Consider the following 12,706-nt stretch of genomic DNA (forward strand, 5'->3'; position numbering starts at 1 on the left):
GCTGGTGCAATACCGGCCGTGTTCCGCTCTCCAACTTCCGGCGAAATCCCGTTCCTGCTATCCTCCAACAAAAGAACATCTTGCGGAGGAAAACGATGCGGTCTCAGCCGGTGCCCGCATATCCAGCGGCTGGCGATACAACGTCGGCGGTGCTCGCCATCGGACGCCCCGATTTCCCAAATGTCCTGATCGATACGCTGCGGCGGCAGGCCGATGTCGGCCATTGCATGGTGTTTGCGCTGACCCGTGCCGGCGCTGCGCGCTGCCTGCTCGATGCCGGCAACATCCCGATCGGCGGCGATCTCGGCGCGGCCTATGCCGGACAGTTCCACGAATCCGATCCCAACCGCGATGCGCTGTTCGAGCGCGAGGGCGGCGCGCCGATCATGCTGCCTGCGTTCGCGCCGCGCATGTATGGCGCGCGCTACCGGAAAATCTTCTTCCAGGATTCGGGCATCGTCGACAAATGCGCGACTGCGATCTGGACTGGCGACACCTGCTTCTACGTCAACTTCTACCGCCTCGCCGCGCAAGGTCGCTTCAGCGCCCTGCAGCGAGAGCGCCTTGAGGCGATCGCGCCGGCGATCGCCGCGAGCGTTGCCCGCCATTTTCAGCACACTGCAACGCCAGACCGGACGCTCGCCGGGTTGTTCGCGAGCTGCGCGCCGCTTGCCGCCCTCACGCCGCGCGAGCAGGAGGTCTGCCGGCGCATCCTCGCCGGCTTCAGCTCCGAGGCGATCTCGAAAGACCTCGGCGTCAGCCTGCATTCGACCCTGACCTATCGCAAGCGTGCCTATGAGCGGCTCGGCATCTCCTCGCAGAGCGAGCTGTTTGCGATCGTCCTGCGCCTGCTAGCGTGCAGTCTGAACTAAGGCGCGGACTCGGGGTCCGCGATATCCACTTGCGAGGTAAAGCGGATACGCGGTCCCGCCTCCGGGACCGTCGCCTCGCGACCCGCAGCCGACAACACTCCTCCGGCCCCCGGCGAGCCGCATTGAACTCTCCAGCTCCGCTCGCCATGTGTGGGAGACAGCTTGGAGCAAACAATGAAGCAGCTTTTCACCTGTGTGGCGACCGTGGGCTGCCTGGTCACCTTCCACTCCGTCGCGCAAGCCCGCTCTGCATTCGACGGATCCTGGGACCTCATTTTCGTGACGCAAAGAGGACCTTGCGATGCGACCTATAATTTCACCGTCAACATCACCGACGGAATAGTTACACATCCGAATCTAGTCAGGTTCAGAGGCCACGTGGCGCGTTCCGGCGCGGTTCGGGCCTCGGTGACAGTTCAGGACAAATTCGCCTCCGGCTCAGGTAGACTCTCGAGCAATGTTGGCCGCGGGACGTGGAGCGGCCATTCAGGAAACGCGCGCTGTTCAGGCTACTGGACCGCACAGCGCAATTGGGCGCGCTGAGCCAATGTCGGAGTGGCCCGCAGGGAGCAGAGAACGCTCGCTGATTGCCTATGGCCCGAGTAGAATCAATCGACGGTATGGTTGACAGTTTGCGAGGCTCCCTGCGAAGCCAACGTGCGCGGACGTACCTGTGGAATAGAGGACTGACTCGCTCTCGCTATCAGTCTCAAGACGGCCAAAGCACTTGGTGCGATCATTCGGCCACCGCCGGACAGCCGCACGAAGTTATCGGCTGAGATCTGGTGTTGGCCCGAATGCGAATTCCGGACGCAACGTTCAAGGGTCCGCTCATCAGGGAAAACCGGAAATGACAAGCCATTCGCGTGACCTGCGCTGTTGACCCGAAGCGGGCGTAATCAGAGCAATGGCTTCTTCATCAGAAAAGTCGATCCGTCCGGACGTTCTTCGAAGTGAACAAGTTCGTATCCGAGCTTTGTATAGAACGGTTTTGCCGTAATCGAGGACGATAACCAGAGCTCAGACAAGCCCTTGCCGACAGCATGTCTCTCCAGATACTCGACTGAGCGTCTTCCGATGCCTCCACCTTGGTGTTCCGGAGCGACGAACAAAGAGTGCAGCTTTCCCTGGCCAAGGCTGACCGTCCCGACAACGACGCAATCACTCGCGGCTACGAATACGTCCCGCTGCTCCATTTTTTCGATGACCCTGTCGAGCGCGAAATTCGCACAAATCAATTCAATGATCGCCTGATTGTAGTCGCGCGAATTCGATACGCGCACCGCATCTTGAATGAGCGTGCTCAGTGCACTTGCATCGGCCGTCGAGGCCTTTCGTATCTCGTGATGGATCATCAATATCAGTCACACTATGCAGCCTCCAGAGCCTCTACCTCAGCGCGCAAAGAACAGATGTCGCAAGTTCCTTTCGCAAGCAGAACAGCGTCTCATGTTGGCCCGTAGCTGCCTCGCCCAACCATCCAACGACCGTCTGCTTTCAGGTGGAGAGCGGATTAGGGCCGTGAAGTCTCTTCGCTTCAGCATGTGACCCCAAACCCGAAGTCGGCCCCTGGGGGGTGGTGCGCTTGCGGAGGCGAAGATCGGTAACCTCGAGATAAACGATCTCTGAACTGCCCGTTCGGCCGGCGTTCATATCATCCCTTTAGGATCTCCACACAGTAGTGAACCCCAGCCGTAGTTTGCAGCCGTGGAACCGAATCACGCGCTCGATAATTTGCGCAGGGACATACTCACAATGGAGGAGACACAATGAAGAAGCTTCTCATTTCGGCTGCTGCCGCTGCAATCATGACCGGCGCTGCCTCCGCCCAGACGGAATTTTATGTAGTGCAAGACACCTCCACGAAGAAATGCACGATCATGGACAAGAAGCCGACCACCACAACCGCCGTCATTGTTGGCGACGGCAAGGTGTTCAAGACACGCACTGAAGCTGAGACCGGGATGAAGACCATCAAGGTCTGCGCGCACTAAGGGAGCGGTGGCGAGAAGCGATGACTCCCACTCCGTCCGCTCCCATCGACAAGAGAGAGGCCGCCGAAGTGGCCCCCTCTATTCATCGGAACATACCAACTGGAGGATCAGCCATGTTGAAAGGAATGCGCAAGTATGCATTCAGCGCCGCAGCGGCAACTGCGCTTTTTGTAATCCCGATCTCGGCCTTTTCCCAATCCTTTGAGATTGGACCGGGAGGCGTCCGAGGGTACGACCGTCGAGGGGGCGGGCAATGCGAGCAATTGCGGCTTGCCTGCGAAAACAAGGACGCGCTAGGGGAACGGGGCGAAGGAAATTGCCGCAGGTATCGGGAGACCTGCCAAAGACCAGTACGCAGGGATGTGTGCGCCGAATTGAGACAGGCCTGCCTCTACAAGAACGAGCTGGGCGAACAAGGCGCAGGAAATTGCCGCAGGTACCGCGAGACTTGTCGGGGGCGCCTGTAAAGGTCTCGCCAATTTTCAGGGTGGCGGAGTGGTCCGGCATCGCTTGGCACTGCCCCGCGCACTCGTCATCGCGAAGGCCGCCTCAGTTGGCGGCCTCGTTCATATCAGGCCACCCGCGCCATGTCGCCTACTGGCCCGAATGCGAAGTCTAAGCGCCAAACAGTCTGCTTGTCGGGGGTGACCGGAAATGGCGATGCGCCCGCGAGCGATAGCCTTTGCGCTCGCGGCCGGTTGTTCAAGGACGTCCGACAAGCAATGGCAGCACGTCTGCACCGCCCGCCATGAGCGGATTCGACGGCTCGAAATGTTCCCGCAATTCTCGCTTCCGGACGAGTGAGCGCGCATCGAGAAACGCATCCTTCAGGCTGACGGCTTTCCGGAGCGCGACGTTGAAAAAAGCGTCGCCAAAATAGGTCCACTTGGCCTTGTCCTGGCAGCCGAACGACGAATGCTTGTCATCGGCCGCGGTGATGACCAGCACATCGGGAGTCGCCAGGCGCGGGATAAAAACCCCGGAATAACAAGCCGAGATCACCACCACCTTGTGTCGCACACCTGTCTTCGCGAGCATGTCGCGGAGATGAGATGGTGTGAGCGTTTGTGTGAGCCGCCCCGCCTTGATTGCAAGGCCATCAGGAGAGCCATGCGAGGTGAGAATCAAAAAGAGAACATCTTTCTCGGCATCCAAGCGGTTGGCTGCCGTCTGCAACGACTTGGCCAGAGCTTCGATCGTTGCATTTCCCCCTTTCTTGGAATTGTACTCCACGTTGATCGGTCCCGTCTCGAAACGGCCGGCCACGACCTGAGCCGCGCCGGTCGCCTCGGATCTAAACACGCCTTGATCCCCGTACAGGCCAAAGGACACCACGCCAACCTTTCCAGCGTCCGCAATCGCATGGACCGGAGGAACCAACGACCAGATGGTCAGAAAAAAAACGACGAGCGGCGCGCCGAGCCGCCTGATCGAGGACCTGGAGGTCATCGCGAACCTCGTTTCGAGATCGCCGCTACAGAACTGCGGCTCAACACAAAATAGCGGAAATCCAGTGAATTTCCATCCTTCGGAATGGCACGTGCAAGGGTCCGGATACGGCCCATTGCATCCTTTGACGCGGTGTAGCTAGGAGTCCGTTCACAGGGACAGGCCGGGAGTTCGCGTCCGAGGGCCGGATCGTGGGTCGACCGCAAACTGCCCAGTTCAACAGCTAATTATCATTGCCAACGAAACCTGAGCCCCACGATGAGCCCTCGACGGATGGATGAAGGCTTTTACGGTCCCATCCTCGCCGAAGCGGGATGTCCGGGCACCTGGAAGCGCTTGCCTGTGTCCGTGATGTTACTGCCATCGACCTTCAGAATGGAGAAGTCCTGCGTCAGATAGTTGCCGATGAGAAGGTACTTGCCGTCGGGCGTGAAGACAGCAGCCTCGGGCAAGCCGCCGACCTCGATGCCTGCGGTCTTGCTCACTTTCTTGCCGTCGATCTTGAGAACCGAGATGCTACCGTTCTTTTCGTAGAAGTATGCGTTCTTCATGTTGGAACCGCGCAGAATGACCGCAACCGCGACGTCGCCCTTGGGGCTGATTGCAAGCCCCTCGGGGCCGTCGCCCACCACCACGCGATCGATGATGCGTGGCGGATTGGCCTCCAAATCGATGACGCTCGTGGTATCCACACTTCCATCGGAAGCACCTGCGTTGCCGTTATCCGAGGTCAGGGCGATTTTCCCGCCGGGTGCGGCCGCGACATTGTAGGGCCACTGGCCGGCCGGCAGATCGATCTTGTTGTACGTCACCTTATCGCCCGCGATGTCCAGCATGGAGACTTTGTGAGCAGGGAAGCGGGCGACCAGGGCTCGCTTGCCATCAGGGGTGAACGTCACGTGCGATGGACTGTCCGGCATCGCAACGGTGTCCGTGATCTTCACGTCAGTGCCGTTCACGGAGAGGACGCTGATCGAATTGTCTCCGCGATTGGCGACCAGTGCCATCTTGCCATCTGGACTGAAGCTGAGCCCGGAAGGTTGTTTCCCGCCAGTGAGCGTTGCAGCCAGCTTGGGCGGATTGGCCTGCAGGTCGACGACGTAAATCTTGTTGTCCAGCACCTGTTTCAGCGTGTCGCCCTCCTTGACGACGTCGACCGAGTCGGCGACCAGCGCCACGGTTCCGCTGGGATCGATCGCAACGTTCACGGGCGGTCCGACCACTGAGTTCTTCAGCGGCAGGGCACCGATGATCTTGGGGGTTTCAGGAGAGGCGAGATCAACGATGAGAACCTGATCCTTACCAGGTGCAGACAGAACGGGCTTGCCGCTTTCGTCCCACAGAAGCTTCTCATCGAGGCCGACGATCAAGAGCGGCTTCGCGTGCCCAGTGCTAAAGCTCGTACTGAGCAGCATGACGGCCGCAAATGATAATCCTATGGCACGGTTACGCCACATCTTGGCATCCTCCCGAAAATGACGCCCGCCTCTGCAGGGCTGGTCTTAGCAGTTTACGAGGTGAGGCTTTCGTTCGCTAGTGGTGCCTCGTCTGATCTCCTGGCTTCTCGCCTGTCGCCCTCAGATGGTCATCGAGGGCTTGGCGGGTCGCCTCGGTAAGCTCGAATTTGACGGGACGACCGGTCTTCTTCTGGCGGACACTGGCTCGATCGGCCGCATAGCCGCTGGGTGCGATATCATCGACTTTGAGGGCGACAACGTCGCAACCACGAAGTTTGCTATCGATAGCGACGTTGAACAGCGCCAGATCGCGAATCCGACCTTCGACCTGGAGCTTTGTTCGAATGGACCAGACGTGCTTGGGACGGAGTGGCGGCTTCGCGCCAACGATCTTTCCCTTATTCCACGGTCGCCGCTTGGCGACGTTCACGTTGGGGCTTGGGACATCAGTCATGATGACCTCCTCAGTTGATGAGGCCGGTCATTTTCGGGCGAGCAACCTTTTGAACCTACGTCGGCTTATAGACAATTGCAGGCGTACTTTGGTCCTATTGGTTGGCCGGGTGGGTGCAAATGTCCCATAAGCGACATCGGGGCATTTACTGGCGGAGGGCGCGCAAATGCAGAAAGTAGGGTATGCGCTGCCAACGTCGGGCAGCACTGGACAAGACGGCATGTTCGGGAAGGGATGGCTCTCGAAGCATCTCGACTAAGAATCCCGCGCTCTCTAGCGCTAAGAAATAAGCTTCGATAGGGCGATGCTCGCTATGGAACGTCATCGCCAAACCGTCACGCTCGACCGCGTCAGCATATCGAAATGCACTGAGATAGTCGCCCTGGATGATGAAACGCGCTTCGGCGCTTGCCTGTTCGAATCTCCCAGCGGAATTGATCGGATGAACAATTGCCACACAAAATCTGCCACCCGGTTGCAACACACGCGCCGCTTCTCGGACGGCCGCAGGCATATCGCTGATATCTTGAAGTGACATGAAGGCGATTGCTAAGTCCGCGCAGGCGTCGTCAAGGGGTAGCGCCGTGGCGTCCCCCAAACGCACGTCCGTCGCCGGGTCGAACTCTCGCGCAGCTTCGACCATAGACGGCGAACTGTCGATTGCGACGACCCTGTGCCCAAGTCCCTTCAGGTCACGGGTTAGCCGTCCTTCGCCGCAGCCGATATCTACCGTTTGTCGTCCGGGCGCAGGCAACAGATGAAGGAATTGATCTCGGTGAAAGCGCCAGTAGCTATCATGTCCGGGAGCGCGCGCCCATCGTATCCAGTGACTGGCCTCGGCTTCCCAGCTGACATTTAGAGGCACAGCATCTGCAATCGTTCGTGTGATGCTCATGATGGGCCCTCTGGACCATCCAGACCTTTTGCCTCCGCTCGCGCAAACGTCGTCAGAGCCTTGGTCATGGGATATCCGGAACTGGTCCCAAATCCGCCGAGCGGCGGCCCATTTTCGACATAGCCGTTGGACACGTAAAATCGGCGCGCGGTCTCAGTGCTCGTCAAGCTACACTGGTTATTGCCTCTTTCTGCGGCTCGCGTTTCTAGCGCCCGCAGTAGGGCGCGGCTAACTCCCCAAAATCGCGCGTCGGGCGATACGTAATTGAGGCCAATCGTTCCGGCATCGGTTACTGACCCGACCGCGAGGATGTCGTTATTTTCGACAGCCACAAGCACCGAGTTGTCCGTCTGTTCGACCCAAGCACAGAAATTCTCATGCGTCTTATTGCCCAACCATCGTGCCAAGATGGAGGGGTCGCTTCGGTGGTCAGCTCCGCAAAGCTCCGCTATCGATCGCTGCAACACAATGCAGGCAGAAGGCGCATCTTCTGGTATAGCTTCTCGTATTTGCATCCAGTGATTTTGGCATACGGCCGATACCCGTGGCAATGGGCAGCCTCGCTGCAATGTCGCCCACTGGCCTCGTGCCGACCTCAGCTGAGAGCGCCGCGAGATCCGCTTGCTAAAGGTGACCCGAACAAGGCGATCCGAGCGGGCCAAGGCAGCCTTTGACCCGACTCCGACATTGCAACGTGCGTCGTCGTGCAGCCGATCAACTCGACTTTACGCCATTGGAGCATCCAAGCTGACGTTCGCCGCCGTGCCGCTGGTCTCGAAGGCACGGCGGCGTCCACGTGCGTCACCGCGCGCTGCCCGTGGTTAGCTCTTGCGAGTGCACCGGGATCATCAGGTGCTCATTGGGTTTGCCGGGGAACATGACGTAAGGCTGGGTCGCGTCCTTGACGTCCAGATCGCGCGGATAGGGACTAAGCATCTCACGTGCTGCGCCCCCGACAATCATCACGTGCGGGCCGGTCTGGACCCAATGCTTGTGCGTGTGCCGTTCGGCATGATCATGATTGCTCGTGCCGGTGTCCCCGGCCAGCATGAAAATCAGGCCGATCTTGTTCGGCGGCTCCTGTTTGGCCTGTAGAGCTTTGCGCCATTCCATGGCGTTCTGATCATCACATTCGGGCGTTCCGTCATTTCCGATAAAGCACGTGAAACCGTTCGATCCGGTTTGGACGGTCTTAGAAGACCCATCCGGCTGCATCATGGTGATCGTCGCGTTATTCACGACCGACGGCGGGGCGGCGGTCTTCACCTTGGCGATGTACTCTGGTTCGGTCTTCGGGATTTCCTCCGTTGGAAGAGCCGATGCCGACGTGACGAGCGCTGCCGAAGCTACGCAGAACCCAACCGACGCGAGAGCATAGAACCTGTTCATGGCTTACCTCCTGCAAAGTGGGCAACCGCACGAACTGTACACCGAAACCAACTGGGCGTATCTTCCGAGGTATGGCAGGGATATTTCCTTTCTCTATGTGACTCACCCAATCTATTGCTGCTTTGCGGGCACTCGACTCCGCCTCGCCACGCGGCGTCATCAGCTGCGCAGCGAGGCCTGGAGCTTTTCAGCGCCGTTAAGCCGAGGCAGGGAATGCGACGCTGGAACCGCCTTCCCACTGGCGCCTGAAGTGCTATCCTGAACGCACGGGTAAGCCACGCGGAGCGATAACTATGCGCACAGTAGTCCGAGCCGCAAATGTCATGTCGTTCTTCATGATGTTCTCCGTTGTAGCTTTGCCGGCGTGGGCTGCCGGACCAGAGGCGGAAGTGAAGGCGCTCCATGCCGCCGATCAGACCTGGCTAAAAGGCTTCACGGCCGCCGACGGCGATACGATGGCGAAGTTGTACGACGAACGCGCAGTGTTGATGCCTCCTAACGCGCCGGCTGTGACGGGTCGCGACGCCATTCGCACCTTCCTGGCGAACATGTCGTCGGAAGCAGCCAAGGCCGGCCTTGTGTTCAGTTTCGCCGACAAACAGGATGGCGGCGCAAACGGCAACCTGGGCTGGTCTTCGGGCTCCTATACGATCAAGGACAAGGCAGGGAATGTGGTCGAGACCGGCAAGTTCCTGTCAGTATCGAAAAAGGTCGGCGGCAAATGGCTCTACTGGCGCGACACTTGGAACGCTGACAGTCCGCCACCAAAATAAGTCCGCTACATCGCGCTTCAAGTTGCACTTCTCTTGCTGGACAGCGAGATCACGTTTTCGCGCGGCGTTGCGATCTCTCTGGATCGATTGACACGCCGAATGCGTCCCTGCGGTGTCCAAGCAGAATCTTTAATGTCGCCTCTTGGCCCGTCGCTGACCTTTGCTCAGACGGCTGCGAAGTCCCGTTTCGGGAGCTGAGCCGAACGCTTAGCACTCCGATGCGAGTGACGTTTTTCTCTATCGCTTTAGGATTGTGGCAATTAATTCACGCTATTGGCTCGGCCTATGGCCTTCGAGATGCCCACGGTTGGCGTTAAGGATAGTGTCTGATGTACTTCCTCACTGCCTGTCTGATCGTCGTCGTCGTGAGTGCCGCGGTATCGCTTCGTCGATCCAGAAATCTATCCCAGCCTCAGTGGGCTACCCCGGCCCAGCGGCTCGCAGCACGGCGGCGAGCGCTTTGGCCGACAATCTGCGCGGGGTTTTGTCTGCTGGGGCTGCTCGGATTTCATCATTTTCAACACGAGCCAGAACTTGGTCCCACCGCGACGACCTATCTCATGATGCTTGTTACCTCTTTCTTCGGCGGTTCGTTTCTTGGCGTCATTGGCGGGATGGATTGAGGTAGCGGGGATCAATGCAAGGCTAAAACGCGCCGGACTATGACAACTGACAAGCTGTCATGTCTTTGGCATCGTCCTGTTGGTGTCCGGGCCCTTAGCTCAGAGCGCCGCGAGGTCTACTTCCTGAAGGTGACCCGAACAGGGTCATGCAAGCTGGCCAAGGCCGTCTTTGACCCTGACCGGACATTGGACTTCTTTTGTTGAATGCTCAGGTGCCAGTCTGGTACCTTTTTTATTCCGGTCGGCTACGGCCTGGAAACCGCATCCGGAATTTCGATGGAGTCATCCCTGCATGGTGACAAAAAAATTTCACGAAGTTCGTTGCCTCGCCGAATCCGACGGTCTCGGCAATGGCCTCGATAGGCCACGGTGTGTACGCAATAAGCCGCTTCGCCTCGAGGATCACGCGCTCCTCGATCATCATCTTGGGCGGAAGACCACGCACCGCAACGCAGGCGCGACGCAACGCTTTGGTTGAACAGCCGAGCCTGTCGGCATAGTCTTCGACACGGCGCGTCCGCATGAAGTGGGCTTCGACCTCCGTGAGAAAGTGCCGGACTGTCCGATGATAACTCGAGAGCAACGGAGCTTCGTGCCGGTCCGAGCAGCGAGCGATCTGCAAGAGCAGGACGTGAAGCTGGTGCTGCAAGATGTTTGCGCAGGTCGTCGAGCCATCGCTACATTTGTACTCATCAATTATCGCGGCACACCCGGCGCAAACTCGCCCGTATGAATCCGCATCGAGGTTGATCGCTCCACTTGCCGCCGCATGATCGAGCGCCGAGCCCCGGACCAGCGGATGGTTCGCCGCCTCATCGGGCAGGACAAACTCGGGCGTAAAGAGAACGACCGTTGCCTCCACCTCTGCGCCGGGCACGAACTGCTGCACCTGGCCTGGGCGAACATGCAGAAGCGTCCCCGCCGTGCAGCGCAAACGCTCGAAGTCGAGGAAATGCGTCGTCGCCCCCGATGAGAATAGCATCAAAAGATGAAAGGCAGGACGTTGCGGGTGGTCAAAATGATCGGGCGGCACGCGCCTGAACAATTCCGACAACGCGAGCGGCTCGATTCCCAATTTTGGGAAGCGCCTGTTGAAGTAGTGGACCCCTTCAATGGGCTTCATCAGGAATCTCGCGCCGCATGGCCGACTGTCCGATTTTGATCATCTGACGGTACCAGACTGACCTAGCTATGCGCAATGCGATACGGCACGCTCTCGTATGCACAAGGAGGGCTTCACCATGCCGAACAAGCTGATCCGTATGATTGCCGCAACACTCAGTTTCATCACCCTCGCGCTCAGCCCGCCCGCGCCAAGCGCCGCAGCCGGCACGGAGAGCGCGGCGATCACATCCGCCAATCACGCCTTCGATGAGGCATTGTCTGCGCGTGACATCGCGGCGATGGACATGATCTGGGCGCACGAACCACATGTGGTCGCGGTTCATCCTGCAAGCAAAACGCCGATCATCGGCTGGGCCGCTGTGAGGCAGAGTTGGGAAGCGACGTTTGACCGCTTTGCCGAAATCTCGGTGTCGATGCAGGACCCGCAAATTCGCATCAATGAAAACGTCGCCTGGGTCGTAGGTCTCGAGGAGATTCGAGGCAAACTGAAAACCGGCGAGGCCGCAACCTTCATGGCTTTGACCACGAACATATTCGAAATGAGCGGCGGCCGCTGGCTAATGGTCCTGCACACGACCTCGCGCGTTCCACACTGACCTATGCAAGCCCAAGTTCAGTTACAGGGAGCGGAACAATCTGAAAGCGAGGTAGGTTGGCGACTGTCCTTGGTCCGTAGCTGCCTCGCCCGACCATTCAACGACCGTCTCCTTTCAGGTGGAGAGCGGATTAGGGCTGTGAAGTCTCTACGCTTCAGCATGTGACCCCATGGCCGACATCGCTGTGTTGAGCTATATTGGCGCAGGAGCCAACGTCACTTCGCGATCATCAGGATGAGTCAGGTCGGCGCTAGTGCGCCCGAGGTGTACCAACCGTAATACTGACAGGACCTGTTCCTCGAAACCGGGCGACCGCGTGATCGGCGTTGCTTAGGAGGACGGAGGTAAGCCTCGTCTCCATCCTCTATTCTAGGGAGGCATCAACAGCAGGGAGCTAACATCATGCGCACATTTGGAGCTGTATGTTTCTCATTATTGCTGTCAGCAATTCCTGCTACTGCAGCAGATCAAAATCTCAAGGAGGAAATTGGGAAGATGGCTTCAGCATACGAGCAGCACTTCAACAAACAAGATGCTGCCGGGATTACGGCACTTTATACGAAGAACTACCTGCGTGTTACTCAGAATGGAATTGAGCCCGATAATACCAAGTTTTATGAGGACGGTTTCAAAGCTGGACTTAATCGCCTCGAGGTAAAGGTGACCGAAGTTCAGCCATTGTCAGAAAACATGGCTCTGTCAACTGGCGAAGCTCACATTACTGGAAAGAGTGAGAAAGGCGATCCCCTAGAAATAAACGCGATTTGGACTGCTCTTGATGTTCGTGAGAATGGGCAATGGAAAATTCGTATGCTGACGTCGGCTCCTAAGGCACCGCCGCCGCAGCCGCAACAAGCGGGGACCACGGCGACTACAACGGGGAACGCGCCGAGTGGAAAATAGCGCCTACCCGAGAGAAGTTCGTCGTGACCGGCTTTCGCGCCCAAACGGGCGGAGGCAGCAACTGAAACGTAGGTCTGTCGGCCACGGAAGCCGACTCGCGTCCGCTGCGTGAGACCAAGGGGCCTCCCCTCTCGAAAAATGACGGGATAGCGCGGCTCCTTGATCGGACCGAGGAT

General features: G+C 58.6%; 13 protein-coding genes and 1 pseudogene. 6 read left to right on the forward strand and 8 right to left on the reverse strand.

Translation table 11 applies throughout. The features are described from left to right. The first annotated feature begins 95 nt into the window (after positions 1-95). Complete coding sequence (locus tag IVA78_RS14490; protein WP_247466091.1) at positions 96-872, forward strand: helix-turn-helix transcriptional regulator; 777 nt, start codon at positions 96-98, stop codon at positions 870-872. Positions 873-1,771: 899 nt separating this feature from the next. On the opposite strand, the gene IVA78_RS14495 is transcribed toward IVA78_RS14490, so the two are convergent. After that, on the reverse strand, positions 1,772-2,227 hold the full coding sequence (locus IVA78_RS14495; RefSeq protein WP_247280113.1) for a GNAT family N-acetyltransferase: 456 nt from the start codon (positions 2,225-2,227) through the stop codon (positions 1,772-1,774). Between the two features lie 414 nt (positions 2,228-2,641). Here IVA78_RS14495 and IVA78_RS14500 point away from each other — a divergent pair, with 414 nt between their 5' ends. Continuing rightward, positions 2,642-2,866 carry a hypothetical protein gene (locus IVA78_RS14500; RefSeq protein WP_247280112.1) on the forward strand — a complete coding sequence of 75 codons (225 nt, stop codon included), beginning with the start codon at positions 2,642-2,644 and terminating at the stop codon, positions 2,864-2,866. A gap of 702 nt (positions 2,867-3,568) precedes the next feature. Here IVA78_RS14500 and IVA78_RS14505 read toward each other — a convergent pair. The 6 genes and pseudogenes from IVA78_RS14505 to IVA78_RS14530 all read right to left on the reverse strand — a co-directional run bounded on the left by IVA78_RS14505 (position 3,569) and on the right by IVA78_RS14530 (position 8,510). Further along, the gene (locus tag IVA78_RS14505; RefSeq protein ID WP_247280111.1) at positions 3,569-4,315 is read right to left on the reverse strand and encodes a C13 family peptidase; all 747 of its coding nucleotides are present in this window, start codon (positions 4,313-4,315) and stop codon (positions 3,569-3,571) included. A 287-nt stretch (positions 4,316-4,602) separates the two neighbouring features. After that, the gene (locus IVA78_RS14510) at positions 4,603-5,772 is read right to left on the reverse strand and encodes a beta-propeller fold lactonase family protein (RefSeq protein WP_247466094.1); all 1,170 of its coding nucleotides are present in this window, start codon (positions 5,770-5,772) and stop codon (positions 4,603-4,605) included. Positions 5,773-5,905: 133 nt separating this feature from the next. Next, positions 5,906-6,226, reverse strand: a pseudogene (locus IVA78_RS14515) (integrase); the annotation flags it as partial. Positions 6,227-6,371: 145 nt separating this feature from the next. Next, a complete protein-coding gene (locus tag IVA78_RS14520) occupies positions 6,372-7,121 on the reverse strand; it encodes a class I SAM-dependent methyltransferase (protein WP_247280392.1) in 750 nt (249 codons plus the stop codon). Further along, entirely contained in the window at positions 7,118-7,636 is a 519-nt protein-coding gene (locus IVA78_RS14525; RefSeq protein WP_247280391.1) for a GNAT family N-acetyltransferase, read from the reverse strand. Before IVA78_RS14525 ends, IVA78_RS14520 begins: the two co-directional genes overlap by 4 nt. A 286-nt stretch (positions 7,637-7,922) precedes the next feature. Next, complete coding sequence (locus tag IVA78_RS14530) at positions 7,923-8,510, reverse strand: hypothetical protein (RefSeq protein ID WP_247280390.1); 588 nt, start codon at positions 8,508-8,510, stop codon at positions 7,923-7,925. A 323-nt stretch (positions 8,511-8,833) separates the two neighbouring features. Here IVA78_RS14530 and IVA78_RS14535 point away from each other — a divergent pair, with 323 nt between their 5' ends. Both IVA78_RS14535 and IVA78_RS14540 read left to right on the forward strand, forming a co-directional pair. Continuing rightward, positions 8,834-9,283, forward strand: a complete 450-nt coding sequence (locus IVA78_RS14535) for a DUF4440 domain-containing protein (RefSeq protein WP_247280389.1) — start codon at positions 8,834-8,836, stop codon at positions 9,281-9,283. A 329-nt stretch (positions 9,284-9,612) separates the two neighbouring features. Continuing rightward, positions 9,613-9,906 carry a hypothetical protein gene (locus tag IVA78_RS14540; RefSeq protein WP_247280388.1) on the forward strand — a complete coding sequence of 98 codons (294 nt, stop codon included), beginning with the start codon at positions 9,613-9,615 and terminating at the stop codon, positions 9,904-9,906. Positions 9,907-10,138: 232 nt separating this feature from the next. Here IVA78_RS14540 and IVA78_RS14545 read toward each other — a convergent pair whose 3' ends face one another. Next, entirely contained in the window at positions 10,139-11,029 is an 891-nt protein-coding gene (locus IVA78_RS14545; protein ID WP_247280387.1) for an AraC family transcriptional regulator, read from the reverse strand. Positions 11,030-11,147: 118 nt separating this feature from the next. Between IVA78_RS14545 and IVA78_RS14550 the strand changes: the two genes are divergently transcribed. Further along, positions 11,148-11,627 (forward strand): nuclear transport factor 2 family protein, encoded by a 480-nt coding sequence (locus IVA78_RS14550; RefSeq protein WP_247280386.1) that lies wholly within the window; start codon positions 11,148-11,150, stop codon positions 11,625-11,627. A 402-nt stretch (positions 11,628-12,029) separates the two neighbouring features. Next, on the forward strand, positions 12,030-12,530 hold the full coding sequence (locus IVA78_RS14555) for a nuclear transport factor 2 family protein (protein WP_247280385.1): 501 nt from the start codon (positions 12,030-12,032) through the stop codon (positions 12,528-12,530). Positions 12,531-12,706: the final 176 nt, after the last annotated feature.

The organism is Bradyrhizobium sp. 137 (genome assembly GCF_023074095.1).
Classification (GTDB): domain Bacteria; phylum Pseudomonadota; class Alphaproteobacteria; order Rhizobiales; family Xanthobacteraceae; genus Bradyrhizobium.

Excerpts from the sequence above, each read along its gene's own strand:
- IVA78_RS14550 (WP_247280386.1), top strand. The coding sequence starts at position 11,148 with ATGCCGAACAAGCTGATCCGTATGATTGCCGCAACACTCAGTTTCATC.
- IVA78_RS14545 (WP_247280387.1), bottom strand. The coding sequence starts at position 11,029 with ATGAAGCCCATTGAAGGGGTCCACTACTTCAACAGGCGCTTCCCAAAA.
- IVA78_RS14520 (WP_247280392.1), bottom strand. The coding sequence starts at position 7,121 with ATGAGCATCACACGAACGATTGCAGATGCTGTGCCTCTAAATGTCAGC.
- IVA78_RS14525 (WP_247280391.1), bottom strand. The coding sequence starts at position 7,636 with ATGCAAATACGAGAAGCTATACCAGAAGATGCGCCTTCTGCCTGCATT.
- IVA78_RS14530 (WP_247280390.1), bottom strand. The coding sequence starts at position 8,510 with ATGAACAGGTTCTATGCTCTCGCGTCGGTTGGGTTCTGCGTAGCTTCG.
- IVA78_RS14540 (WP_247280388.1), top strand. The coding sequence starts at position 9,613 with ATGTACTTCCTCACTGCCTGTCTGATCGTCGTCGTCGTGAGTGCCGCG.
- IVA78_RS14510 (WP_247466094.1), bottom strand. The coding sequence starts at position 5,772 with ATGTGGCGTAACCGTGCCATAGGATTATCATTTGCGGCCGTCATGCTG.
- IVA78_RS14555 (WP_247280385.1), top strand. The coding sequence starts at position 12,030 with ATGCGCACATTTGGAGCTGTATGTTTCTCATTATTGCTGTCAGCAATT.
- IVA78_RS14495 (WP_247280113.1), bottom strand. The coding sequence starts at position 2,227 with ATGATCCATCACGAGATACGAAAGGCCTCGACGGCCGATGCAAGTGCA.
- IVA78_RS14505 (WP_247280111.1), bottom strand. The coding sequence starts at position 4,315 with ATGACCTCCAGGTCCTCGATCAGGCGGCTCGGCGCGCCGCTCGTCGTT.
- IVA78_RS14490 (WP_247466091.1), top strand. The coding sequence starts at position 96 with ATGCGGTCTCAGCCGGTGCCCGCATATCCAGCGGCTGGCGATACAACG.
- IVA78_RS14535 (WP_247280389.1), top strand. The coding sequence starts at position 8,834 with ATGTCGTTCTTCATGATGTTCTCCGTTGTAGCTTTGCCGGCGTGGGCT.
- IVA78_RS14500 (WP_247280112.1), top strand. The coding sequence starts at position 2,642 with ATGAAGAAGCTTCTCATTTCGGCTGCTGCCGCTGCAATCATGACCGGC.